A 24,094-nucleotide genomic window follows, 5' to 3' on the forward strand; every position below is an offset into this window, starting at 1 on the left:
GCGGCCGGCTCAGGCGGCCAGGAGGCGGCGCAGGTGCGCGGCGACGGCGGCGGTCTCGATGAGGAAGCCGTCGTGGCCGAAGTCGCTGGCGAGCACGACGGCTTCGTCGCCGTCGAGGGTGTTCGGGATGCTGCGGGCGATGCGGTGCTGGCCGTCGATGGGGAAGAGCCGGTCGCTGTCGATGCCGAGCACGAGGGTGATCGCCGTCACGCGGCGGAGCGCCTCTTCGATGCCGCCGCGTTCTCTGCCGACGTCGTGGGAGTTCATCGCCTCCACGAGGGCGATGTAGCTGTTGGCGTCGAAACGGCGCGTGAACTTGTTGCCGTGGAAGTCCAGGTACGACTCCACCGCGAAGCGGCCGCCCCGTCCGAGGGGGCTGACCCCGGACTGCCAGCTGCGCTGGAAGCGGGAGTTGAGCTCGGTGGGGCTGCGGTAGTTCAGCAACGCCATCCGCCGGGCCAGGGCCAGCCCGCGGTGGGGCCCGTCGCCGTCGCCGGCGTCGTAGAACTCGCCGCCGGCGAACCGCGGATCGATGCGGATGGCTTCCAGCTGTACCGAGTTCAGCGCGATCTGGTCGGCGGTGTTGGCCGGGGGAGCCGAGAGGATCGCCGCCCGCGCGACGCGCTCGGGATGGCCGACCGCCCATTCGAGGGTGTGCATTCCCCCCATGGAGCCGCCGATGACGGCGGCCCAGGTGTCGATGCCGAGCGCGTCCGAGAGGCGGGCCTGGGCGGTGACCTGGTCGCGGATGGTCAGGTAGGGGAAGCGCGAGGCCCACTCGTATCCGTCGGGCGCGATGCTCGCCGGACCCGTCGAGCCCTGGCATCCCCCCAGCATGTTGGGGGCCACGACGAACCACCGGTCGGTGTCGATGGCAGCCCCCGGGCCGACGAGGTCGTCCCACCATCCGGCGGTGGGATGGCCGGGACCGGCCGGGCCGCGTACGTGGCTGTCGCCGGTGAGGGCGTGGAGGATGAGGACGGCGTTGTCGCGAGCGGGGGAGAGCTCGCCCCAGGTCTCGTATGCGAGCCGGAATCCGGGGAGCTCGGACCCGCCTTCGGTGGCGAAGGCGCCGAAGGAGGCGAAGTGCCGCTCACCGGCCGGGTCGCCGTCGCGCCAGGCGCCGGTGGCGGGCGGGCGGCCGAGGAGGAGCCGGGCGTCGGCCTCTGTGACCGGAGCGGAGGGCACCGTGTCTTCGGACGTCTGCCAATCCATCAGGCAGCGCCCGTGCGCTCGTGGGCGGCGTCACGCGCGGTCACCCGTCGGGCGGAGGTGTGCCGGTGCATCCCCCCATTGTCTCGGAGTCCGCGACGTGTCCGGCACGTGTTACGGCGCCGGGGCCCGTGGATGCGGCGACCGGCCCCGGACGCAGCGCGCACAGGCGGATGCCCCGGCCCGCCGAGGCGGAACCGGGGCATCCGGATGCGGGCGACGGGCCGGCGCAGCGACTCAGACGCGTGCGGCCTCGACCGAGCGCCGGGCGGCGTCGAGGGCCTGCTCGAGGTCGGCCTTGAGGTCGTCGACGCTTTCCAGACCGACCGACAGGCGCACGAGCCCCGGCGTCACGCCGGAGGTCAGCTGCTGCTCGGGCGTGAGCTGGGAGTGCGTCGTGGAGGCAGGGTGGATGACCAGCGACCGCACATCGCCGATGTTGGCGAGGTGGCTGAAGAGCGTGAGCGAGTTGACGAACTCGCGCCCGGCCTGCACGCCGCCCTTGAGCTCGAACGACAGCACAGCGCCGACGCCCTTCGGCGCGTACGTGTTGGCGGCGGCGTACCAGGGTGACGTGGGCAGGCCCGAGTAGTTCACCGACGCGACGTCGTCGCGCGCCTCGAGCCACTCCGCGATCTCCTGCGCGTTCTGCACGTGGCGCTCGATGCGCAGGGAGAGGGTCTCGATGCCCTGGATGAGCAGCCACGCGCTGTTCGGCGAGATCGCGGCACCGAGGTCGCGCAGCAGTTGCACGCGGGCCTTGATGATGTAGGCCAGAGCGTCGCCGACGGCCGTGGTGTAGCTCGCCCCGTGGTACGACGGGTCGGGCTCGGTGAGGCCCGGGAACTTCTCGACGTTCTGCGACCACGCGAACGTGCCGCCGTCGACGATGATGCCGCCGATGACCGTGCCGTGCCCGCCGAGGAACTTGGTGGCCGAGTGCACGATGATGTCGGCGCCGTGCTCGAACGGGCGGATCAGGTACGGCGTGGCGATCGTGTTGTCGACGATCAGCGGCACGCCGGCCTCGTGGGCGAGGTCGGCGACGGTGCGGATGTCGAGGACGTTGATCTGCGGGTTACCGATGGTCTCGGCGAAGAAGAGCTTCGTGTTCGGGCGGACCGCTGCGCGCCACTCCTGCGGGTCGTCCTGGTTCTCGACGAAGGTGACCTCGATGCCCAGCTTGGCGAGGGTGTACTTGAAGAGGTTGTAGGTGCCGCCGTAGATCGAGCTCGACGAGACGATGTGGTCGCCGGCCTGCGCGATGTTGAGCACGGCGAACGTCTCCGCCGCCTGGCCGCTGGCCACGAGCAGGGCGCCCGTGCCACCTTCGAGGGCGGCGACCCGCTGCTCGACGACATCCTGGGTGGGGTTCTGGATGCGGGTGTAGATGTTGCCGAACTCGGCGAGCGCGAACAGGTTCGCCGCGTGGTCGGCGTTGTCGAACACGTACGACGTGGTCTGGTAGATCGGCGTCGCGCGCGCCTTGGTCGTCGGGTCGGGCTGCGCGCCCGAGTGGATCTGCTTGGTCTCGAACTGCCAGTTCTCGGGTGTGGACATGTTCGTACTCCTGCGTTTCTCGGGGTGGCGGCGGGGTGCCCTCACCACGTGCGAGGCTACGAAAGCCGCGGCTCGGCGACAACCGGAGGGAAATGTTACGTAACACCGCCGAGGTAGCGTTGCGGCATGACACGACGTGCGGTGGTGACGGGCGCGAGCTCGGGAATCGGCGAGGCGACGGCGCGGCTGCTGCGCCAGCGCGGATGGGACGTGGTGGGCGTGGCTCGACGCGCGGAACGCCTCGAGGCCCTCCAGGACGAGACCGGCATCGTGGGCTACGCGGCCGACCTCACCCGGCAGGAGGACGTGGAGGGGCTCGCACAGTGGCTCGGCGAGTCCGGACCCGTGCACGCACTGGTGCACGTCGCCGGTGGCGCGCGCGGCGCCGACACCGTGGAGAACGGACGGCCCGACGACTGGCGGTGGATGTTCGAGGTGAACGTCCTGTCGGCCCAGATGCTCGTCGCCGCGATGCTGCCGCTCCTCCGCCGGGCGGCGGCGGCCGACGGTCACGCCGACACGCTTTTCGTCACCTCGACCGCCGCGCACGTCGCCTACGCGGGGGGCGGGGGGTACAACGCGGCCAAGGCGGGGGAGGCGATGCTCGCCGGTGCGCTCCGGCTCGAACTCAACGGCGAGCCGATCCGGGTGACGCAGGTGGCACCGGGGATGGTCTACACCGAGGAGTTCACGGTGAACCGCCTCCGGGGCGACCGCAACGCGGCCGACAGCGTCTACGACGGCGTCGAGAACCCGCTGGTGGCCGACGACGTCGCCGACGTGATCGCCTACGCCCTGGATGCCCCCGGGCACGTGAACCTCGACCTCATCACGATGCGTCCCGTCGCGCAGTCGGCCCAGCACCTGCTCGCCCGCGGCCCGCTCCGCCCCCGTCTCGCCGAGTAGCCCATCGCCCCGAGCCCTCGTCTGCGGCGTGATGTCTCACTTCTGCAGCATCCGGGGCCGCAGAACCTGCCGAAGTGGGACATGCGGCGGGGAGGGGGCTGGGGTCAGAGGACCTGGGTCTGGGCGGCCGCTTCCTCGGGGAGGGTGTCGGCGAAGGCCACCTTCGGCACGAACAGCAGCAGGAGCGCCGCGAGGAACCCGCCCGCCGCGCACACCGTCCACACCGTGAGGTACCCCACCAGCGGGGCGGCGGTGGATGCGACGGCCGCCCCGGCCGATCCGGCCAGGACCACCCCGAACACGGCGGAGGCGAACGTGCCGCCGATCGTCTTGGTGGTGTTCGTCAGCGCGGAGGAGATGCCGGTCTGCCCGCGCGGGGCGGCCGCGGCAGCGGCAGCGGGCATGGCGCCCACGAGAGCGCCCGACCCGATTCCGGCGAGGGAGAGGTTCAGCACCACCTGCCACAGCTCGACGTGGAACGGCACGAACAGGGCGTACCCGATGCCGACGAGGAGGGCCGCACCGATCAGCATGACGCGCGGATTCGCGCGACGCGAGGTGATCGCGAACAGCACCGCACCCACGATCAGCGACACGAGGTACACGCCGATGATGTTGGAGCGATCCGTGGCATCCAGTCCCAGTCCGTAGCCGAGAGACGCATCGGTCCCGGCGTAGGTGGCGAGCGGTCCCTGCGCGCCCAGCAGGCTGATGCCGACGAGGAAGGCCGTCGCCTGCACCGGCCACATCTGCGGCTGAATGAGCACGCGGATGTCGATGGCGGGGTCGCTCTGGCGGAGCTCGTACCAGACGAACACGGCGAACGCGGCGATGCCGGCGACGATGAGCGCGAGCACCACTGCGGGGCCCGGCCCCTCGGGGACGCGCAGGAACGACAGGCCTCCGGTGACCAGCAGGAGCGCGAAGGCGAGGAGGACGAATCCGCCGGTGTCCAAACGCCGCCCCGGCACCGGCTCGGACTCCGGCACCCTCAGCCAGATGACCACCGACACCAGCGTCACGGCGATCGCGGGGATCATCAGGGTCAGCTGCAGGTTCTCGCCGGACGCGGCGAACAGGCGCCCCGCGGCCAGGGCGCCGACGATCGCGCCGGCCTCCAGGCCCACCACGAGCAGCCCCGCGGCGCGGCGGGTCTGCGAGACGCCGCGCGACTGGCGGCGCCCGCGCTCGAAGATGAGCGCGATCTCCAGCGGCAGCCACACGACGTAGAAGCCCTGCAGCGACCACGCGAGGAGGAACGTCCAGAACGAGTCCGCGAACACCAGCCACCAGCTGGCGCCGGCCGTGAGGAGCGCCGAGATCAGGAGGATCTTCTTGTGGCCGAACATGTCGCCGAGCTTGGCGAGGATCGGCAGGACGAGCGCCGAAAGGAGAAGCTGCCCCGCTTCGAACCAGTTGACGTCGGAGTCGTGGATGCCGAGGGCGATGACGATGTCGCTGAACAAGGGCACGTAGTACCCCTGCAGGATGCCGCTGACCAGCTCCACGACGATGAACCAGCCGATGAGCCCGGCGGTCACGCCGAGGCCGGTTCTCCGCATCCCCGCGGAGGTGGAAGCTCGGGTCACGCGCTGAGGATACACCGGTGACGGTGCGGGCCCGGGAGCGCCCGTAGGCTGGGGGTTTCAGCACCGAGGAGGGCATGTGAGCGAGGGCACCGGCGACCGGGAGATCCTGACGTGGGACCAGTTCGGGGAGGCCTCGCGCGATCTCGCCCGGTCGGTCCTGGCCGACGGGTTCGTCCCGGAGGTGGTCGTCGCCATCGCCCGCGGGGGGCTCCTCCCTGCCGGGGCGATCGCGTACGGCCTGGGGGTGAAGAACTGCGGCGCGCTGAACGTCGAGTTCTACACCGGCATCGGCACAGTGCTGGACAAGCCGGAGGTGATCCCGCCGGCCCTCGACATCGACTACCTCGAGGGGCGACGCGTGCTGCTGGTGGACGACGTCGCCGACAGCGGCCGCACCCTCGCGCTGGCCGTGGAGCTCCTCCGCGACCGCGGCGCCGACATGAGGTCGGTGGTGATCTACACCAAGCCCACCACGATCGTGCGACCGGACTACTCGTGGAAAGACACCGCGCTGTGGATCGACTTCCCGTGGTCGGCGCGCGGCTCGGTGCTCGATGAGGCCGCAGGAACCTGACGTGCCGCGGAGCCTGCCCGAACTGGCCGCAGCCGGACTGGTGGATGCGGGATGGGCGGAGGCGCTCCACCCCGTCGGCCCGCAGATCGCGGCCCTCGGCGATCGGCTCCGCGCGGAGGTCGCGGCGGGCCGGAGCTACCTCCCCGCCGGTGACCGTGTGCTGCGGGCATTCCAACGTCCCCTCGACGCGGTGAGGGTGCTGATCGTCGGACAGGACCCGTACCCCACCCCGGGGCATCCCATCGGGTTGTCGTTCGCCGTCGACGCCGGTGTGCGGCCGCTGCCACGCAGCCTGGCGAACATCTATGCCGAGCTGCAGACCGACCTCGGCATCCCGCCCGCACCGCACGGCGACCTCTCCGCGTGGAGCGATCAGGGCGTGATGCTCCTGAACCGCGTACTCACCGTCGCCCCCGGCTCTCCCGCGTCGCACCGGGGGTGGGGGTGGGAGCAGGTCACCGAGCACGCGATCCGCACCCTCGTCGCCCGCGACGCACCGCTGGTGGCGATCCTGTGGGGTCGGGATGCCGCGAACCTGCGCCCGCTGCTCGGTGCGACCCCCATCGTGGAGTCCGCGCACCCCTCGCCGTTGTCGGCACGCCGGGGGTTCTTCGGGTCCCGCCCGTTCTCCCGCGCCAACGCTCTCCTCGAACAGCAGGGCGCACCCCCGCTCGACTGGCGTCTCCCCGCCCGCCCGTAGCTCAAGCGAGAAACGACGATGCGGATGAGACATAACGCGGCGCGTTGTTTCCCGTCCCGAACGTCGTTTCTCGTGGGCTGGGCGGGGGGGGGCGAGGACCCGGGCGCTAGAGTGGCAGCCGTGCTGGAGGACGAGTACGACAAGAGCCGCCGCCGCCTTCCCCGGCATCTGCGCCCGGCCGCGCCGGCGGAACAGCCCTTCGCCTACTCGATCCGCCCGGTCGAGGAGCGCGACATCCCCGACATCCGGGAGATCTACAACTACTACGTGACCAACTCCGTCGTGACCTTCGACGAGAAGGCGTGGAAGGTCGCGCAGTGGCGGGAGAAGTTCGCCCACCTCACCAAGCTCGGCATGCCGTTCCTCGTGGCGGAGAGCCCCCGCGGTCAGGTCCTCGGGTACGCGCTCGTGCAGCCGTGGAAGTCGAAGTCCGCCTACCGCTACACCGTCGAGGACTCGATCTACCTCGGGCAGGCAGCAGCGGGGAAGGGCCTCGGGTCGGCTCTCCTCGGTGCGCTCCTGGAGGCATGTCAGGAGGCGGGCATCCGCGAGGTCGTCGCCGCGATCAGCGACAAGGGCGCTGACGCCTCGATCCGCCTGCACGAGAAGTTCGGATTCACCGAAGTGGGGCGCATGGGGCGCGTCGGGTACAAGTTCAACCGCTGGCTGGGCGTGGTCTATCTGCAGAAGAGCCTGCCCAAGCGCAGGAAGCGGTCGTTGCTGGACCGCTGATCTGCCGGCTCGGCATGCGGCGATTCAGGATGCGGCCCGGACCGCGTCCACGAGCTCGCGCCACGGGCCGTCCAGCCGCGAGTCCGGAAGCTCGGCTTCACGGGGCGGGATGTGACCGTCCGCGACGCGGATGATCCACACGAAGCGGTCAGCGCCCCCGGAGTCGCCCCCGATGTCGTCCCACGGGCAACGGTCCACGAGCGACCTCCAGTGCGGCGTGTCGTCCGGCGGCGGCTCGGCACGCCACTGGCGGCGCCGCCCGGCGATGCCGCCGGAGCGGATCACCGTGACGACCACGGTGTGCGCGGGCTCGTCGCGGTCGGCGGCTCCCGGCGCGGCAGGGCTCCGCGGGTCGTCAGAATGCGGGTGATCCATTCTCGATGACGCCGACGCCCACCCATCCGTCGCGGACGGCGGCGACCTCCTCCGAGTTCTCACCGTACTCCGCCCGTGCCGCATCCAGCGTGGCCTGCGCGAACGCGGGGAAGTCGACGGAGGGACTGAGTCCCTCGGTGAGTGCGCGATACCAGATCCGTCCGGCCCGTTCCCACGCGAAGCCGCCGAGGGCCTCCGCGGCGAGATAGAACGCGCGATTGGGGATGCCCGAGTTGATGTGCACGCCGCCGTTGTCTTCGGCCGTCTCGACGTAGTCGCGCATGTGGCCCGGTTGCGGGTCGCGCCCGAGCACGTCGTCGTCGTACGCCGTGCCCGGGTTCTTCACCGAGCGGAGCGCGACGCCCTCCACCGCATCCGTGAAGATCCCCGTGCCCACGAGCCACGACGCATCCTGGACGGTGTGACCCGCGGCGTGCTGCTCGGCCAGCACCCCGAAGACGTCGGAGAACGACTCGTTCAGGGCGCCGGACTGCCCCTGGTACTCCAGGCCGCCCTCGGCGTCGGTCACCCCGTGGGCGAGCTCGTGGGCGATCACCGAGAGCGACCGGGTGAACCCGGTGAACACCTCGCCGTCCCCGTCGCCGAACACCATGCGCTCGCCGTTCCAGAACGCGTTGTCGTACTCCACGCCGTAGTGCACGGTCGCCAGGAGCGAACCCCCCGCCCCGTCGATGCCGTTGCGGGTGAACGCGTCCCAGAAGAAGTCGAAGGTCGCCCCGAGGCCGTCGAATGCTTCGTCGACCGCGGCGTCGCCGGTGGCCGGGTCGTCCTCCCCGCGTACGCGGACGCCGGGGAGCGTCTCACGGTTCTGCGCGTCCGAGACCAGGCGGTCGGGCGCGGGGGAGGTCTCGGCCACCAGGGTGCCGGATTCCTCGATGGAAAGCCGGAGGCGCGTACGGGCGGGCCCGTGTGGGGGGCGCGGCACCGCGAGCGTACGAGCCGCTGCGGCGGCGGCACGGGCGAACTGGGGCTCGGCCGCTGACGCGATCCGCGCCAACAGGAACGGCGGGACGATACCGGGGGTCATCCCCCGACTGTACGACCGACCCCCGACCTTCGCCCGCTCAGGGGCGGATGGTGGGGATGGACGCGAGGAGTGCGCGCGTGTACGACGCCTGCGGCTGCAGCAGCACCTTCTCGGTCGGCCCCTCCTCGACGATGCGTCCGTCCTTCATCACGACGACCTGATCGCAGAGGTTCTGCACGACCCCGATGTCGTGGCTCACCATGAGGAGGGTCAGACCGGTGCGCTCGCGCAGGTCCCCGAGCAGGCGCAGGATCTGCGCACGCACCGTCACGTCGAGGGCCGAGAGCGGCTCGTCGCCCACCAGCAGACGCGGACGGTGCACGATGGCCCGGGCGATCGCGATGCGCTGACGCTGGCCGCCGGAGAACTCATGCGGGTGGCGCTCGGCCATCGCCGGCTCCAGGCCCACCTCCTCGAGCACCTCGCGCACCCGCGCTCGGCGGTCGCCGGGCACGTCCAGCGCCCACAGGGGCTCGCCGACGATCCGGCCGATGCTCATCCGCGGGTCGAGAGAGGCGTACGGATCTTGGAAGACGATTCCCGTGTCCCGCCGCAGCCAGTGCAAAGCGCGGGCATTGCTCCGCGCATCGACCGGACGGCCGTCGAACTCCACGGTGCCCGCGGTCGGGACATCCAGCGCGAGGACCAGGCGCATCAGGGTCGACTTGCCCGAGCCCGACTCGCCGATGACCCCGACCGCCGACCCGGCGTCCACGTCGAGATCGGCATCGTCCAGCGCGGTGGTCACGGTCCGCGGGCCGAACAGCGTCCGGCGGGCAGACACGTAGCGGCGGGTCAGTCCTCGCGCGCGCAGCAGCGTGTCGCTCATGCGTCCGCTCCCCGGTGTCCGTTCTCGGGATGCCACAGGGTGGCCGTCGCATCCCGCAGGAGCGCTTGCGTCACGGCGCTGGCGGGCGCGGTGAGGAGCTGCGTGAGGGGGCCCGCCTCCGCGACGCGTCCGTGCTCGAGGACCACGGCGTGGGTGGCGATCTGACTGAGCACCGCGAGGTCGTGGGTGATGAAGACCAGCGACATGCCCGACTCCGTCACGAGCGAGCGCAGGAGGGTCAGGATGCCGGCCTGGATGGTGACATCCAGTGCCGTGGTCGGCTCGTCGGCGATGAGAAGCCGCGGGCGGCAGGCGAGCGCCATCGCGATCGCCACGCGCTGCCGCTGCCCGCCCGACAGCTGGTGCGGATACCGGGCGACGGTCGTCGCCGGATCGGGAAGGGCGACCCGCTCGGCCTCGGCCACCGCGCGGCGGCGCGCCTCGCCGCGCGTCACGTGCTCGTGGATGCGGATCGACTCGGCGATCTGCCGGCCGACCGTGCGGATCGGGTTCAGCGCCGTCGCCGGCTCCTGGAAGACGATGCCGATGTCGTCGCCGCGGAGGCGCGCGAGCTCACGGTCGGGAAGGCCGAGGATTTCGCGGTCGTCCCAGCGCACGCTGCCGGTCGCGCGAGCGCCGTCCGGGAGGAGCCCGAGGATGGCCAGGGCTGTCAGCGACTTCCCGGAGCCGGATTCGCCGATGAGTCCGAGCCGGGCGCCGTCGGGCACGTCGAAGGAGATCCCGTCCACGACCCGTCGGCCGCCGATCTCGACCGCGAGGTCGCGCACGTGGAGCGTCATGCCACGACCTCCGGCACGTGCAGGCGCGCAGCGGGGGAGCGCTGGGAGAGGGTGGGATCGGTCGCCTCGCGCAGCCCGTCGCCGAGGAGATTGAGACCGAGCACGGTCAGCGTGATCGCGAGCCCCGGCCAGATGACCGACAGGGGATACAGCGTGATGTACCGCTGCAGGTCGGACAGCAGCACGCCCCACGAGGGCTCGGTGACCGGCGCGCCGAACCCGAGATACGACAGCCCGGCCTCGGCGAGCACCGCCACCGCCATGCCCCAGGACAGCTGCACGATGAACACGGGCGCGACGTTGGGGAGGAGGTGCCGCCACAGGTTCTGCGCCGGGGTGAGGCCGCTTGCCCGCCCGGCGAGCACGAAGTCGCTGTGCAGCACGCGCCGCAGTTCGGGACGGGTGACGCGAGCGACGTTCACGCCGAATCCGATCCCGACCGACCAGATCACAACCCACAGCGACCCGCCCCACACGGCCGAGATCATCATGGCGATGATCAGCACGGGGAAGGCGATGAGGATGTCGACGAGTACCGCGATGCTCTCGCGCACCCAGCGGGCCGTGAGAGCGCCGAGAGCGGCGAGGAACAGGCCCAGGATCGTCGCCACGACACCGGCCCCCACCGCCACGAGGATCGTCGTCCGCGCGCCGGCCATGATGAGGCTCAGGATGTCGCGGCCGAGGTTGTCGGTACCCAGGACGTGCGGCCATCCCGGCGGCTCCCACGCGTCGCCGAGCTCGACGCGCTGCGTGGGGAAGGGGGTCCACACTGCCGCGACGATCGCCGTGAGGACGATGATCGAGACGACGATCAGTCCGAACCGCCCAGTGCCGAGGCCCCAGAGCCGCCCGAGCCACGCCATCCGCCGGCGCCGGTTCATGAGGTCTCCCGCTGTCGGGGGTCGATGGCTCGGTGGAGGAGATCCACGAGGAAGCCGACGACGAGGACGAATCCGGTGAGCACGAGGAGTTCGCCCTGCACCATGGGGAGGTCGCGCGCGCCGACGTCGGTCACCAGCATCCGCCCGATGCCGGGGAGGGTGAACAGCTGCTCGATGACGACGGCGCCGACGAGGATTCCGGCGACCTGCAGGCCGAGCACCGTCACCACGGAGAGCGCGACGTTGGGCAGGCCGTGTCGGAGGAGCGCCTGCGTGCGGGTGAGCCCTTTCGCCGCGGCGGTGCGCACGTAGTCCTGGCCGAAGGCCTGCAGCGTCGCGCTGCGCACGAACCGGAGCAGCATCGCGCCCTCGACGATGCCGATCGTCAGCGCCGGGAGCACGAGGGCGCGGAGCGCCGCGCCCGGATCGCTCCAGCCGGCGCGGGGGAACCCCTGCGCGGGAAGCCACCCGAGCCAGACCGCGAAGACGACGACGAGCATCATCCCCGCCCACACCACCGGTACGGCCGCCATCGCCTGGGCGGCCACGCTCATCGCGGTGCCGTCGGCACGCCCGCGGCGGACGGCCGACAGCACCCCGAGGGGCACCGCGATCAGCAGGGCGATCAGGAGCGACAGGATGCCGAGGGGCACCGTGATGCGGCCCTTGTCGGCCAGTGCGCTCATCACCGGGGTGCCGGACAGCAGCGACGAACCGAGGTCGCCACGGAAGATCCCGCCGATCCACTCGGCGTACTGCACGGGCAGCGGCACGTTCAGTCCGAGCCTCTCCCGGATCGCCGCGACCTGCGCCGGCGATGACTCGGTGCCGGCGATCAGCTGCGCGACGTCACCAGGAAGGACGCGGAGCGAGACGAAGATCAGTGCACTGGCCACGGCAAGCCCCACGACCAGCAGGGCCAACCGGGTGAGCGCGTACCGGATCACTCCGACGAGACTGTCACACCCGCGAGGTTGATGCGGGAGTTGATCGAGTCCTGGGGGAATCCGGAGACACCTGCACCCACCGCCGTGATCGCCTCTGCGGTGTATAGCCAGTCGGCGGCGTGGTCCTCCGAAACGCGGCGGGCGGCCTCAGCGCGCAGCGCGGCCGACTCCTCCTCATCCAACGCGGCGAGGGCCTGCGCGTACAACTCCTGCACCTCGGGGTTGTCGTACCCGAAGTAGTACGCGGGGTCGGTGAAGTTGTCGAGGTCGCGTGACTCGACGTGGAGCACGAAGCTGAGCTCGTAGTCGCGGTTCTCGAGAACGTCGCCCAGCCAGGCCTGGAACCCCACGGATTCCACTTCGAGGTCGACGCCGATCTCGTCGAAGTCCGACACGAGCACCTGGGGGACGGTCGTGCCGTAGAGCGACGGGATGGTGAGGGTGAGCTCGAGGTCCTCGACCCCGGCCTCCTCGAGGAGTTCCCGCGCGCGCTCGGGGTCGTAGGGGGCCACATCGGAGAGGTCTTCGTAGCCCGGATCGAGGGCGGGGATCGGGCCGTACTGCGTTTGGCCGGCGCCGATCGCCTCCACGAGAGCCTCGTGGTCGATCGCGAGGCGCAGCGCCTCCCGCACCCGCACGTCGTCGAGCGGCGCGCGCGTGTTGTTGAAGGCGAGAGTGCCCTTGTCGGTGGTCTGCCCCGTCGTGAGGGTGAAGTCGCCGCCCTCCAGCTGCGCGGCGAGGTCGGGCTGCACGGCGGTGAGCACGTCGAGGGAGCCGTCCAGCGCCGCGTTCACCCCGGCGGTGAATTCGGGGATGTACTGCAGCACCACTTCGGCCACGCCGGCCGGTTCGCCCCAGTACTCGTCGTTGCGGGCGAGCTCGATGCTGTCGCCCTGGTTCCAGGCGGTCAGGGAGAAGGGCCCGGTCCCGTTGGCGGCGGTCTGCAGATCGGTGGTGTCGCCCGTCTTGAAGACGAGCCCCGGGCGCCCGGTCAGGAGGAACAGGAAGTCCTGGTTCGGCTGCGTCAGGGTGATCACGACGGTGGAGTCGTCCGGCGCCGTGACGGACGCGACATTCTGGAAGTCGGCGTTCCCGACGAGCAACGTGTCATCCTTCACCTGTGTGAGCGAGGTCACCACGTCGTTCACGGTCATCGGGGTGCCGTCGTGGAAGGTCACCCCCTCATTCAGCGTGAACGTGTAGGTCAGGCCGTCCTCCGACACGTCGTAGGCGCTCGCGAGCGACTCCACGATCTCGTTCTCCGGCGTGCGGGCGACCAGCCCCTCGTACACGTTGCCGATGAGGGCCTGCTCCAGCGCTGCGCCGGCCTGCCGGCGGACATCGAGGTTCCCCGGTTCCAGCACGAGGCCCACGGTGAGGGTCGCATCCGGGTCGGGTGCGCCGCCCGAGGTGGGCGTCGGCGTGGGCCCGCCGCCCGTGCAGGACGCCAGCGCGAGGGTTCCGGCAAGCAGGAGCGCGGAGGCGGCGAGGGCGGTGCGTCGTGGCATGGATGATCCTTTCGCAGGCCAGCGGCACCTTCGATGATGTCGGATGCCGCTGGAGGCAACTCGGTGCGACATCAGCCTATTGCGGCCTTTCTCACCGAGTCGCCGTGTTACCCGAACGCACGGAGGCGCGTCATCCTTCCCTCGACTCTGCGAGGTCGCGCAGGAGCCTCCCCAGAGCCAGCGGCGCGTCTTCCTGGAGGTTGTGCCCGCCTCCCAGGGTGACCACGCGTGCGCGGGGCACGCGGCGGGCGAACTCGTCGGCGTCGGCGGGCGTGACGTAGCCGCGTTCCCCGCGGACGAGCGTGACGGGGGCGGTGACCCCGGCGAGGTCTTCCCACCCGGCCGCAGACAGCAGCCCGGTCACGGCATCGTCGGATGCGGGGGCGTCGGCCCCCGCATCCGCTGCGGCGAGGTGTGCGAAGTGATGCTTCCACTCCACGCGCCCGTCTGGGCGCACCCGCGAGTTGAGGTACACGCCCCGCTCGGCCGTCCGGCGGGAGCCGCCGCCGAGGCCGAACGACAGCGCGCGGTCGACGAGCTCGTCGCGGGAGGCCCAGTCGGTGGGGCCGGCGAAGAACGACCGGATCTGCGTGGGCCCGGCGTGGGGATCGACGCCGGGGGTGATGTCGACGATGACGAGCTGGGCCACCGACCCTGGGCGCGACACCGCGACCGGCGCCGCCGTGAGAGCGCCGAGGGACTGCCCGACCAGCACCTGCGGTCGGTCGGTCCATGCGTCGAGCGCGGCGACGACATCGGGCGCGAGGATGCGGCCCGCGTAGGCCGCGTCGGGGCGCCAGGACGAGTCTCCGTGCCCCGGGAGGTCGAGCGCGAGGGCCGGAAGGCCCAGCGCGAGGACGGTGGTGTCCCACGTGTGTGCGTTCAGCCCCGCCCCGTGGAGGAGGGTGACCTGCGGCGGCGCGTCGCCGTACCGCAGCGCGCTGAGCGTGCGGCCGTCATCCAGCGTCAGTGAGACGCGCTCCACACGGGGGATGGGACCGGGGATGCCGTTGTCGGCGGCCTGGTCCGGCAGGTAGGAGAATTCGTCGAACACATCGGGCGATTCGGTCACGCGGCATCCTTCCGGCCAGGGCGGCTGGCACCATTGTGCCCGGCCGCCGCTCATCGCGAGCGCGCATTACCCTGGGGGTATGAGCGAAGAGCAGCGCGTTCACCTGTCGCGCTCGGCCCCGAAGGCCTACCTCGCGCTGTCGGGTGTGGCCAAGACGGCGGGATACCTGGCAGCCGAGGCGGGTATCGAGCCCGGGCTGAAGGAGATCGTCCAGATCCATGCGTCCCAGCTGAACAAGTGCGCGTACTGCGTGCGCATCCACTTCGATCGTGCAGTCGAGGCGGGCGTCTCGCCGGACACCATCTCGCAGATCCCGGTGTGGCGCGACTCGGGAGTCTTCTCCGAGAGGGAGCGGGCCGCCCTCGCCCTGGCGGAGTCGTTCACGTTCATCTCCGAAGCGGGAATTCCTGACGATGTGTACGACCAGGCCGGCGGCATCTTCACCGAGGCGGAGTACGTCGCCCTGTGCTGGGTGCTCGTCTCGATCAACGCGTTCAACCGCGTGGCGATCGCCGGGCGTTACGACGTCGCGCGCCTCGACGATCCGCAGCCATGAGTGAGGGGCAGTCCCTCGTCTCGGGTTCGATGAACTTCCGCGACGTGGGCGGCCTCCCGGCCGGCACCGGCCGGACCCGCTCCGGCGTCCTCTACCGCTCCGGCAACCTCGCACACGTGGATGAGGCGGGGTTCGCGACGTTGCGCGCCCTGGGCCTCAGGCGTGTGATCGACCTGCGCGATGACGAGGAGGTGCGCTGGGCGCCCAGCCGCGTAGAGGGACTGGACCTCGTCACCCAGCGCGTGCCGCTGTTCCTGGGGTCGGTCGCCTCGTTCTTCGAGAACGACGTCAGCCTTCCGGGTCTGTATTCGAGCCTCATCGAAGACTCCGCCGATCAAGTCGTGGAGGTCGTCCGCGGGGTGCTGCACGACCAGCCCGTGCTGGTGCACTGCACCGTGGGGAAGGACCGCACCGGGGTCACGGTCGCCCTGACCCTCGCGGCGGCCGGGGTCGATACCGACGCCGTCATCGCCGACTACGCCCGCACGGAGGCGTTGCTGCCGGCCTCGCGCAACCGCGAGGTCGTCGCGCGACTGCGGGCTTTTCATCCGGAGGCCGTGCACCTGGAAGACCTCGCCACGCGGTCACCGGCCCCCGTCATGCGCGATCTGCTCGCACACCTGGATGCGGTGTTCGGCTCTCCGGCGGATTACCTCCGGGCACACGGGCTCGGAGACGACGAGATCGCGGAACTCCGCCGCATCCTCGTCGCCGAGCAGTAACCGAGTGCGCTTCCCGTACGTCGGCTGCGAGTAGCGAAAGCTAGGTAAGGCAACCCTATGCTTCGGGTATAGTCGGTGGTGCCATGGCCGCTTCCCTCGAACACAATCCGACCGCCTGCCGCGCGTCGCGCCACACGCGCGTGCAGCACTTGGTGACCGCCGATGAGAACTCCCTCGCCGAGCTGGAAGCGCTGCTGAGCACCCTGCCGCTGTGCTCCACCGGGCGTGTATTCGTGGAAGTACCGGACGAGTCGTGGATCGGTAAGGTGTCCGCCCCCGCCCGGATGACGGTGACGTGGCTCGACCGGTCGCGCCGCAGCGGAGCACCGGGGACGAGCCGCGGATGCGCGGCAGGCGAGGCCGTCGCGCGCGCCGTGTCGGGCTGGGCCGGAGAGATGCTCGGCCACGAGGGCGACTCCACTCGCGTGATCCTCCTGGGCGGGTACCTCGGTACGGCCGAGATCGTGGACGACCTGGTCGAGCGCCGCGGCGTGGCGCCCGAGTCGATCCACACGCCCGAGCGTTTCGGCCTGGCCACCGCCCGCTGACCCGCGTCCTCGCGTCGCGCGTCGCCCGCGGAAATCGAGGAGATCTCGCGGATCGAGGAGCCCAGCACCTCCGAGCGCCCTCGATCGGCGAGATCTCCTCGTGTTGCTCGCTGTCCGGTGCGCCCTATGCCGCGTTGCGCGGGATGTAGTTGCCGTCGGCGAGGCCGGCCTCGATCTCGAAGCGGTTGCGCAGCGGGTTTCGGCCGGAGACCCAATAGAGCACGGGCATCAGGAGCCCGAAGCGGCGCCACTGCCGTGCGTGGACGGCTTCGTGGCGGAGGAGCGCCGGGGTGACGCGGCCGTTTCCGGTGAGGAAGCATCCGCCGACGGTCACTCCGCCCCGGCCGAAGGTCCAGCGCGGCATCCCGCGGAAGACCCACAGGCCGTCTCGTCGCTCGACGCGCCCCCTGCTCCACAGCGACCCCCACACCCAGCCGACCGCGGTGCCGTACAGATAACCGAGGTAGCTGATGGGGGAGTCCAGGAGCAGCCGCGGCAGCAGCCGCTCGATGCGGCGGCTGCGAGCCACGGCGCGTTCGGCGCCGTCCCGCCAGTCCGCCGGTGGGGGAGGGATGCGGCTCACGCGACCGCTCCGATGAGACGGAGGATCGCGCCGAGGTCGTCCACCGCGGCCGCGGGGCTCGCCGGCGCGAATCCGGCGATCGTCGCACCGGCGAGCGGGATCTCGGTGCGCAGGCGCTGCAGGGAGGCGACGAGGTCGCTGACGGAGACACCGAACGGGATCGCCCATGCCGACCCGGTGAATTCCGACGGGTCCAGAACGTCCAGGTCGAGGTGCACGTACACGCGCGATGCGCCCGTCGCCGCCACCGCGGCGGCCAGAGCGCCGGGGTCGGCGAGGTCGTTCTCGGTGAGGTGGCGGATCCCGCTCGCCGCGAGGAACGCGTCTTCCGCGGCATCCCGCTCGCGTGCCCCGACCAGGACCACCCGTTCCGCGGCCACTGCCGCGGCCTCCAGCGCATCGGGCACGCCGCCCACGAGGGCGCGCAGCGCCATGCCGGCGAGGGAGCCCGAGGGGGAGCTCACGGGGTCGTTGAGGTCGGCGTGAGCATCGATCCACACGACGGCGAGATCGTCGGCGGCGTAGTGGGCGGCAGCAGCGACGCTGACGCTGCAGTCGCCGCCGATCACGACCGCCCGCTCGGATGACATCGACAGAGCGTCGTCCAGGAGCGCGGCGGTGCGGCGGACCGCGCTCAGGCGCGAGACGCCCGTGCCCTGGGAGTCACCCGCCTCCAGGGGCACGTCCAGCACGACGGTCCCTGCACGGGGCAGGTCGCCCGCGATCGCCTCTGCTCCATCGCGCAACAGCATCGCGCGCGTCGACGGACTGCCTTGCCACTGGGGCACCACCACGAACCGGGTCACGCGTTCATCCTGCCATCCGTGCACCGCACCGAGCTCCGGCGGGGGGGACGACGATGGGACGCCGCGAAGCGGCGTCCCATCGAAGGAAAGCGGGTCAGACGGCGTCCGGGCTGGGTGCCGTGATGGCCTGCTGCGGCTGCGCGGAGCCGCCGGCCTTCAGGGCCGACAGGCGCGCCTCGACCTCGGTGAGCTCACCGAGGTCTTCCAGGCTGTTGAACTGCGCGTCGATGCTGGATGCGGCGAGCTCCTCCTTGCCGGCGGCCAGCGCCTCTTCGCGACGGATCTTGTCTTCGAACCGACCGAGCTCGCTGGTGGGATCGAGCACGTCGATCGACTTGACGGCGTCGTGCACCTTGATCTGCGCCTGCGCGACCTTGGCGCGGGCGAGCAGTTCGCTGCGCTTGGACCTGAGCTGGTCGAGCTTGCCCTTCATGCCGTTGAGGCCGTCCTTGAGCTTGTCGACGACCTCGGTCTGGGAGGCGATCGTCGGCTCGGCCGACTTCGCCTCGCCCTCGGCGGAGATCTGGCGCTGTAGCGCGATCTTCGCCAGGTTGTCGAACTTGTCGGCCTCGCCCGCGTCGCCGGCCGTGCGCAGTTCGTCCGCCTTGCGGCTGGCTGCCAGGGCCTTGTTGCCCCACTCGGCGGCCGCCTGGACGTCCTCCTGGTGGTCGCGCTCGAGAAGGCGCAGGTTGCCGATCGTTTCGGCGATGGCCGACTCGGCGTCGGCGATCGAGTTGGTGTAGTCGCGCACTAGCTGGTCGAGCATCTTCTGCGGGTCCTCGGCCTGATCGAGGAGTGAGTTGATGTTCGCCCGCATGAGGGTTGAGATGCGACCGAAGATGGACTGCTTGGCCATCGCGGATTTCCTTTCCTGTCGACGTCGTATCAAGTCTGTCGGCGTTTCCTGTGGGATGCGTGGGATGAGGGACGAAATTCGGGGGTCAGAAGCGGCCACCTCCCCGGCGTGAGCGCGAACCCCCGCCGAAGCCGCCGCCGCCACTGCGCGATCGGCCGCCGCCGAATCCGCCACCGAAGCCGCCGCCGCGCGACGAGCCGCCGCCGAAGCCGCCGCGGCCCCCGCCCCCGCCGAGGAGGGAGTTGATCACGATGCCGCCGAGGATGGCGCCCATCATGCCGTCGCCGCCCGACGAGCCGCCGCCGCCGTAACCACCGAACGCTCCGACGTCGTTCTGCGCGGCGTTGGCCGCCGACCCGGCCAGCTGTGTCGCGCGTTGCGCGGCCGCCAGGGCCGACGCGGGATCTGCCGCCCGCACCTGCTCGGCGTGGGAGAGGGAGGCGTTGGCCTCGGCCAGCCGCGTGCGGGCCTCGGCGCCCACGGCGCCGCGGCGAGCCGCGATGAAGTCCTCCGCGGCGGAGACCTGCGCGCGCGCCTGGAGCAGGGCCTGGTCCACCTGCTGCGCCGCCCGGCGCTGACGCTCCGCCGCATCCCGCCCCTCGGCGATCACCTCGTCGAGGGCGGCTCCCGCGGCATCGAGTCCGGAGAGGGCCTCCAGAGGTCGACGGTCGGCGGAGGAGAGCGCCTGGCGTCCGCGGGTCAGCTGCTCGCGGGCCGCCGCCACGGCCGCCGCGATCCGCCCGTCCGGGTCGGGGAGGGCCGACGCGGCCGTGATGTCGTTCTCCACTTCGCGCAGAAGTCCGGCGGCGCGGGTGCCTGCAGCGGCCAGGTCGGCGCCGACCCGTTCGACGGCATCTTCCAGCAGCTTCGCCTGCGCCACCGCTTCCTGCGCGGCACGGATGCCCACCGCGGCCTCGCCTGCGCGCCCGGCCGCGAGGTCGGACTGCGCCTCGGCGAGCTGCGCGTCGGCGAAGGCGATGCGCTCGCGCGCCTGGGCGGGATTGTCGGCGACGGTCGCGAGTGCGTCGTCGGCGTATTCGGCGTGCAGCGCGGTCAGTCGCGCCTCGGCAGCGGCGACGGCAGAGGCGACGGCGGCGCGCTCCTGCTGCGTGCGGGCGAGCTCCTGGGGGGCGTTGCGTTCGAGGTCGCGCAGCGCGTCGAACGCATCGGCCTTGGCGTCGAGGGCCTCGTTCGCCGCCGTCGTGAGCGTCAGGATCTCCCCGCGCCACGCCCGGATCTGCTCCTCGGTGTCGGCGGTGGAATCGTCGAGCAACTGCTGCAGCGAGAAAGCGCGGTCAAGGTCGGTCTTGGCTTGCGTGAGCACGGCGCGGAATTCGGCCACCGCGTCATCACCGAACTGCGCGCGGGCGAAACCGAGCTCCTGCTCACTGGTCTTGATCGCGTCGTCGGCGGCCACGAGAGCGGAGCCGGAGCGCCGTTCCAGTTCCTCCAGGCTCAGTTGCTCGACGGGGGCGGGTGCGGATGCGGCGCGCCGGCGCCTGCGCACCGCCAGCCAGAGGAGCGCGCCCGCGAACACCGCGATCAGAAGAAGGACCAGCCCGATGAGCGACCAGTTCACCCCGCCGCCCGCGCTGTCGGTGCCGCCGGTGCCTCCGCCGACCGCATCGGTGAGCCCGTCGGCTGCGGCCTCGACCGCGCCGAGCCACTCCTCGTCGGAGAGCTGCGGCTGGATCCGCTGCTGCTCGATGGCGCCCAGCTGGTCGAACGAGACGGGTCCCTCGGAGAATCCGGAGAGGTAGAACGCCCGCCCGTCGACGGCGACGGCCAGGAGGTATTGGTTCGGCCCGAGGTTGTTGAGGTCCGCGGTGGTGTTTGCCCAGTCCTCGGCGCTCGCCGGGTCGGTGAACTCGTCGACGAAGACCGCCCACAGGTCGAGGTCCGTCTCATCCGAGAGTCGTTCGAGCCGGTCCTCCGCCTGGGCCAGCTCGTTCGCGCTGAGGACGCCGGCCTCGTCGAGGACGGATCCGCTGCCCAGGCTCACGGGGTCGGTGGCGGATGCGGCCGGCGCGGCGGCCAGCCCGAGCGCCACGGCGAGCGTCGAGATGAGCACTACAGACCAGCGGGCGCGCATCGTCCTCCTCGGGCGGGGTGAAAGCCCAGTCGAGTCTATGCAGGGTGACGAATATGCCGATAGCGGTTGCGCTCGGGCCCGGCGTGGTCCTCGGGCTCGCGGATCGAGCCGGGTTAGGGTCGTGGCTTCGAGGAGGCACGCACATGGACGATCGCTACGGCACTGACGTGCTGGCCAAGGGATGGCGCGATGTGGGGCGCCGCGCGGTTCCGCAGGTGCCGGCCGAGCGAGACCTCGTGGTCGAGGTGTCCGGCGACGGCTTCTGCGGTGCGGTCACGAAGGTCGCGTCGGGGACCGTCGAACTCGAAGACCGCCGCGGCCGGCGACGCCTGTTCCCGCTCGGGCCCGGGTTCCTGGTCGAGGGGGCCCCGGTCGTGCTCATCCCGCCCGCCCCGGCCGGTCCCGCCGGCCCCAAGCGCACCGCATCCGGGTCGTTCGCGGTGGAGGACGCCCGTGCCCGGGTCGCGCGGCCCAGCCGCATCCTCGTGGAGGGGCGACACGACGCCGAGCTGGTGGAGAAGGTGTGGGGCGATGATCTCCGCGTCGAGGGCGTCGTGGTGGAGTACCTGCAGGGGATCGATCTGCTCGCCGACGCGCTGGAGGCGGAACCACCGAGCGCCGACCGCCGCTACGGAGTGCTGGTCGATCACCTTGTTCCCGGGTCGAAGGAGACCCGCATCGCCGAGACGATCGCCCGCGGGAAGCACGGCGCGCACGTGCGGATCGTCGGGCACCCCTTCGTCGACGTGTGGCAGTGCGTGCGGCCCGCCGCCGTCGGCATACCGCGATGGCCGGAGGTGCCCCGCCCGATCGAGTGGAAGGTGGGGGTGTGCCGCGCCCTCGGCTGGCCCGCGCGCGACCAGGCCGACCTGGCCCGCGCGTGGCAGCGCATCCTCGGCAGTGTCTCGTCCTACCGCGACCTGGAGCCGGCACTGCTCGGCCGGGTCGAAGAGCTCATCGACTTCGTGACGGCGTAGCGGTGGCAGGGCGTGCATCCGGCCGCTCGGCGGTCTCCCGGCCGGGGAATGAGGGGCAGCGAGACGATGCGGAATCCGCCGGCTCGCTCGGTAGCCTGAACGGTATGCCCGACACCTCCGCCGCGCCCGGCGCCTTCCGCGAGCGGCCGGTGTCGTTCGTACGCCGCAGCGGCCGCATGTCGGAGGCGCAGGAGCGCGCATGGACCGAGCTGTCGCCGATCTACCTCCTGGAGGCGCCGCGGGATGCTGCCGCCACGAGCGTGCGCGCAGGATCCGAGATCGACCCGGCAGCGGTGTGGGGGCGGAAGGCGCCCCTGATCGTCGAGATCGGCTCGGGCCAGGGGCACGCCATCGTGCACGCGGCATCCGAGCGCCCCGACAGCGACTTCCTCGCCGTCGAGGTGTTCAAGGCGGGCCTTGCCCGCACGATGCTCGACGCCGATCGCGCGGGCGTACGCAACCTCCGCCTGGTCGAGGCGAACGCGCCCGAGGTGCTCGCACACCTGCTGCCTGCCGCATCCGCCGACGAGGTGTGGGTGTTCTTCCCCGACCCGTGGCACAAGAACAAGCACACCAAGCGACGCCTCGTCGATGCCGACTTCGCCCCCGTGGCGGCCTCCGCGCTGAAGGACGGCGGGATGCTGCGGCTCGCGACCGACTGGGAGGACTACGCGCGGCAGATGCGTTCCGTGCTCGACGAGTCGCCGCTGTTCGAGAGAGCGTTCGAGGGCGACTGGGCCGGGCGCTTCGACGGCCGAGTGCTCACGGCGTTCGAGCGCAAAGGCGCTCGCGCCGGACGCGACATCCGTGACCTGACCTACCGGCGGTCCGGCGCATGAGCGCGCGCAAGGCGCACGTCGCCCCGCCCCGCGCGGCCTCGTCGGCATGGGGGCTCATTCCGGCGCTCCTGGCGTGCCTGGCCGCCCCGGCCTTCTTCGTGTTGCTCGCGCCGTGGCTCGGGTTTCTGCTTCTGGCCGCCGCGCTCCTCGGCGCGTGGCTCGTCGACCGCCGCTCGTCGGTGCCGATCCTGCCGGCCCGGCGAAGCCGGGGGGCAGGCGGCGGGGACCGGGAGAACGCGATGCGGATGCACGCAGCATCCCCGCCCCCCAGCCTGCTGCGCGACCTCTCGCTCATCGCCATCGGGATGCTGATCGTCAGTGCCATTCCCCTGAAGGCCGAGCTCGACAACGCCGCGTTCGTGCGGTTCGGGCTGGCGCTCGGGGGAGCGGTGGTGGTGCCCTACGTCATCAGCCGGTACCTCTACAAAGACCACGCCATCCGTTTCCCGTGGCGCGGCGGCGGGCGCTGGGAGTGGTGGCAGTGGGTGTGGCTCGTCGCGGTCATCGCCCTCGGCTGGCTCATCCTGCCGTTCTATTTCATCACCAGCGGGGTGTACCAGAACTGGCCCACCGTCGACACTCCGGAGATGATCGCGCGGCTGTTCGTCGGCGTGGGCGCCGTGGGCATCTGGGACGAGCTGTTCTTCATCTGCACCGTTTTCGTGCTGCTGCTGCGGCACTTCCCGGTGTGGCAGGCGAACCTGCTGCAGGCGGTGGTGTTCGTCTCGTTCCTATGGGAGCTCGGCTACCAGGCGTGGGGGCCCGTCCTCACCATCCCGTTCGCGCTCGTGCAGGGATTCCTCTTCCTCCGCACCCAGTCGCTCTGGTACATCGTCGTGGTGCACCTGCTCTTCGACGCGGTCGTATTCGGCGTGCTCGTGCACGCCCACAATCCAGGCCTCGTGTCTCTCTTCCTCGTTCCCGCGCCCTGAGCGCCACCCCGGTCGCGAGAAACGACGTTCCGGACGAGAAACGACGCGGGGCGTTATGTCTCGTCCCGGATGTGGTTTCTCGCGCGAACTTAGACTGGCCAAGGAGCTGCTCATGTCGTGGATCGTTCTCGTCGTCTCCGGTGTGCTCGAGGCGGTCTGGGCCACCGCACTCGGAAAATCCGAGGGCTTCAGCAGGCTGTGGCCGACGATCATCTTCGGAGCCGCGCTCGTGGCGAGCATGGGCGGTCTCGCCTGGGCGCTGCGTGAGATCCCCACCGGCACCGGCTACGCCGTCTGGGTGGGGATCGGTGCGAGCCTGACGGTCGTGTACGGGATGGCCACGGGCAGCGAACCCGTGTCGCTCGTCAAGGTGCTCCTCGTCCTGGGGCTCGTCGGCTGCATCGTCGGGCTCAAGCTCGTCAGCGACTGACCCGCGGCGGCGCGCGT

Annotated in this window: 26 protein-coding genes; 11 read left to right on the forward strand and 15 right to left on the reverse strand. The window is 71.2% G+C overall.

All coding sequences use genetic code 11. From position 1 onward, the window contains the following. Window positions 1–9: 9 nt before the first annotated feature. Both metX and AC2DFQ_RS00355 read right to left on the reverse strand, forming a co-directional pair. A complete protein-coding gene (gene metX / locus AC2DFQ_RS00350; RefSeq protein WP_484509815.1) occupies window positions 10–1,215 on the reverse strand; it encodes a homoserine O-acetyltransferase MetX in 1,206 nt (401 codons plus the stop codon). 234 nt (window positions 1,216–1,449) lie between these two features. Then, window positions 1,450–2,772, reverse strand: coding sequence for a bifunctional o-acetylhomoserine/o-acetylserine sulfhydrylase (locus AC2DFQ_RS00355; protein ID WP_484509814.1), 1,323 nt, complete (start codon window positions 2,770–2,772; stop codon window positions 1,450–1,452). Between the two features lie 126 nt (window positions 2,773–2,898). Here AC2DFQ_RS00355 and AC2DFQ_RS00360 point away from each other — a divergent pair, with 126 nt between their 5' ends. Beyond that, window positions 2,899–3,678, forward strand: coding sequence for an SDR family oxidoreductase (locus AC2DFQ_RS00360; RefSeq protein ID WP_484532595.1), 780 nt, complete (start codon window positions 2,899–2,901; stop codon window positions 3,676–3,678). A gap of 104 nt (window positions 3,679–3,782) precedes the next feature. Here AC2DFQ_RS00360 and AC2DFQ_RS00365 read toward each other — a convergent pair whose 3' ends face one another. Beyond that, window positions 3,783–5,240 carry an MFS transporter gene (locus AC2DFQ_RS00365; RefSeq protein WP_484533114.1) on the reverse strand — a complete coding sequence of 486 codons (1,458 nt, stop codon included), beginning with the start codon at window positions 5,238–5,240 and terminating at the stop codon, window positions 3,783–3,785. 103 nt (window positions 5,241–5,343) lie between these two features. Between AC2DFQ_RS00365 and AC2DFQ_RS00370 the strand changes: the two genes are divergently transcribed. From AC2DFQ_RS00370 to AC2DFQ_RS00380, 3 genes are all read left to right on the forward strand, one after another. Then, window positions 5,344–5,841, forward strand: coding sequence for a phosphoribosyltransferase (locus AC2DFQ_RS00370; RefSeq protein ID WP_484509812.1), 498 nt, complete (start codon window positions 5,344–5,346; stop codon window positions 5,839–5,841). A gap of 1 nt (window position 5,842) precedes the next feature. Continuing rightward, the gene (locus AC2DFQ_RS00375; RefSeq protein WP_484532596.1) at window positions 5,843–6,541 is read left to right on the forward strand and encodes a uracil-DNA glycosylase; all 699 of its coding nucleotides are present in this window, start codon (window positions 5,843–5,845) and stop codon (window positions 6,539–6,541) included. Between the two features lie 120 nt (window positions 6,542–6,661). Beyond that, window positions 6,662–7,273 carry a GNAT family N-acetyltransferase gene (locus AC2DFQ_RS00380; RefSeq protein WP_484532597.1) on the forward strand — a complete coding sequence of 204 codons (612 nt, stop codon included), beginning with the start codon at window positions 6,662–6,664 and terminating at the stop codon, window positions 7,271–7,273. Window positions 7,274–7,297: 24 nt separating this feature from the next. On the opposite strand, the gene AC2DFQ_RS00385 is transcribed toward AC2DFQ_RS00380, so the two are convergent. The 8 genes from AC2DFQ_RS00385 to AC2DFQ_RS00420 form a co-directional block, all read right to left on the reverse strand. Beyond that, complete coding sequence (locus AC2DFQ_RS00385; RefSeq protein ID WP_484532598.1) at window positions 7,298–7,648, reverse strand: protealysin inhibitor emfourin; 351 nt, start codon at window positions 7,646–7,648, stop codon at window positions 7,298–7,300. Next, a complete protein-coding gene (locus AC2DFQ_RS00390) occupies window positions 7,629–8,696 on the reverse strand; it encodes a M4 family metallopeptidase (protein ID WP_484532599.1) in 1,068 nt (355 codons plus the stop codon). The genes AC2DFQ_RS00385 and AC2DFQ_RS00390 overlap by 20 nt, the downstream gene beginning before the upstream one ends. Before the next feature lie 37 nt (window positions 8,697–8,733). Further along, window positions 8,734–9,525 carry an ABC transporter ATP-binding protein gene (locus AC2DFQ_RS00395; RefSeq protein WP_484509807.1) on the reverse strand — a complete coding sequence of 264 codons (792 nt, stop codon included), beginning with the start codon at window positions 9,523–9,525 and terminating at the stop codon, window positions 8,734–8,736. Beyond that, window positions 9,522–10,325 (reverse strand): ATP-binding cassette domain-containing protein, encoded by an 804-nt coding sequence (locus AC2DFQ_RS00400; RefSeq protein WP_484532600.1) that lies wholly within the window; start codon window positions 10,323–10,325, stop codon window positions 9,522–9,524. The genes AC2DFQ_RS00395 and AC2DFQ_RS00400 overlap by 4 nt, the downstream gene beginning before the upstream one ends. Then, a complete protein-coding gene (locus AC2DFQ_RS00405; RefSeq protein WP_484509805.1) occupies window positions 10,322–11,209 on the reverse strand; it encodes an ABC transporter permease in 888 nt (295 codons plus the stop codon). Before AC2DFQ_RS00405 ends, AC2DFQ_RS00400 begins: the two co-directional genes overlap by 4 nt. Beyond that, entirely contained in the window at window positions 11,206–12,156 is a 951-nt protein-coding gene (locus AC2DFQ_RS00410; protein ID WP_484509804.1) for an ABC transporter permease, read from the reverse strand. The genes AC2DFQ_RS00405 and AC2DFQ_RS00410 overlap by 4 nt, the downstream gene beginning before the upstream one ends. Next, window positions 12,153–13,664, reverse strand: coding sequence for an ABC transporter substrate-binding protein (locus AC2DFQ_RS00415; protein WP_484509803.1), 1,512 nt, complete (start codon window positions 13,662–13,664; stop codon window positions 12,153–12,155). Before AC2DFQ_RS00415 ends, AC2DFQ_RS00410 begins: the two co-directional genes overlap by 4 nt. A gap of 130 nt (window positions 13,665–13,794) precedes the next feature. Further along, window positions 13,795–14,736, reverse strand: coding sequence for an alpha/beta fold hydrolase (locus tag AC2DFQ_RS00420; protein WP_484532601.1), 942 nt, complete (start codon window positions 14,734–14,736; stop codon window positions 13,795–13,797). Window positions 14,737–14,815: 79 nt separating this feature from the next. On the opposite strand from AC2DFQ_RS00420, the gene AC2DFQ_RS00425 reads away from it, so the two are divergent. From AC2DFQ_RS00425 to AC2DFQ_RS00435, 3 genes are all read left to right on the forward strand, one after another. Beyond that, on the forward strand, window positions 14,816–15,292 hold the full coding sequence (locus tag AC2DFQ_RS00425; RefSeq protein ID WP_484532602.1) for a carboxymuconolactone decarboxylase family protein: 477 nt from the start codon (window positions 14,816–14,818) through the stop codon (window positions 15,290–15,292). Continuing rightward, on the forward strand, window positions 15,289–16,014 hold the full coding sequence (locus AC2DFQ_RS00430; protein WP_484509800.1) for a tyrosine-protein phosphatase: 726 nt from the start codon (window positions 15,289–15,291) through the stop codon (window positions 16,012–16,014). The genes AC2DFQ_RS00425 and AC2DFQ_RS00430 overlap by 4 nt, the downstream gene beginning before the upstream one ends. 83 nt (window positions 16,015–16,097) lie before the next feature. Next, window positions 16,098–16,562, forward strand: coding sequence for an SIP domain-containing protein (locus AC2DFQ_RS00435; RefSeq protein WP_484509799.1), 465 nt, complete (start codon window positions 16,098–16,100; stop codon window positions 16,560–16,562). Between the two features lie 124 nt (window positions 16,563–16,686). Here AC2DFQ_RS00435 and AC2DFQ_RS00440 read toward each other — a convergent pair whose 3' ends face one another. The 4 genes from AC2DFQ_RS00440 to AC2DFQ_RS00455 form a co-directional block, all read right to left on the reverse strand. Next, complete coding sequence (locus AC2DFQ_RS00440) at window positions 16,687–17,145, reverse strand: Fe-S oxidoreductase (protein ID WP_484532603.1); 459 nt, start codon at window positions 17,143–17,145, stop codon at window positions 16,687–16,689. Next, window positions 17,142–17,951, reverse strand: a complete 810-nt coding sequence (locus tag AC2DFQ_RS00445; RefSeq protein WP_484509797.1) for an arginase family protein — start codon at window positions 17,949–17,951, stop codon at window positions 17,142–17,144. Before AC2DFQ_RS00445 ends, AC2DFQ_RS00440 begins: the two co-directional genes overlap by 4 nt. A gap of 94 nt (window positions 17,952–18,045) precedes the next feature. After that, window positions 18,046–18,807 carry a PspA/IM30 family protein gene (locus AC2DFQ_RS00450; protein WP_484509796.1) on the reverse strand — a complete coding sequence of 254 codons (762 nt, stop codon included), beginning with the start codon at window positions 18,805–18,807 and terminating at the stop codon, window positions 18,046–18,048. An 85-nt stretch (window positions 18,808–18,892) separates the two neighbouring features. Further along, window positions 18,893–20,899: a TPM domain-containing protein gene (locus tag AC2DFQ_RS00455; RefSeq protein ID WP_484532604.1), complete on the reverse strand. Its 2,007-nt coding sequence runs from the start codon at window positions 20,897–20,899 to the stop codon at window positions 18,893–18,895. 143 nt (window positions 20,900–21,042) lie between these two features. Between AC2DFQ_RS00455 and AC2DFQ_RS00460 the strand changes: the two genes are divergently transcribed. From AC2DFQ_RS00460 to AC2DFQ_RS00475, 4 genes are all read left to right on the forward strand, one after another. Beyond that, window positions 21,043–21,876: a DUF3097 domain-containing protein gene (locus tag AC2DFQ_RS00460; protein ID WP_484509794.1), complete on the forward strand. Its 834-nt coding sequence runs from the start codon at window positions 21,043–21,045 to the stop codon at window positions 21,874–21,876. 104 nt (window positions 21,877–21,980) lie between these two features. Then, a complete protein-coding gene (gene trmB / locus AC2DFQ_RS00465; protein ID WP_484532605.1) occupies window positions 21,981–22,715 on the forward strand; it encodes a tRNA (guanosine(46)-N7)-methyltransferase TrmB in 735 nt (244 codons plus the stop codon). Then, entirely contained in the window at window positions 22,712–23,647 is a 936-nt protein-coding gene (locus AC2DFQ_RS00470) for a CPBP family intramembrane glutamic endopeptidase (protein WP_484532606.1), read from the forward strand. The genes trmB and AC2DFQ_RS00470 overlap by 4 nt, the downstream gene beginning before the upstream one ends. Window positions 23,648–23,759: 112 nt before the next feature. Beyond that, window positions 23,760–24,077, forward strand: a complete 318-nt coding sequence (locus AC2DFQ_RS00475) for a DMT family transporter (RefSeq protein WP_484532607.1) — start codon at window positions 23,760–23,762, stop codon at window positions 24,075–24,077. Window positions 24,078–24,094: the final 17 nt, after the last annotated feature.

This window comes from Microbacterium sp. Z11_20 (genome assembly GCF_057197605.1).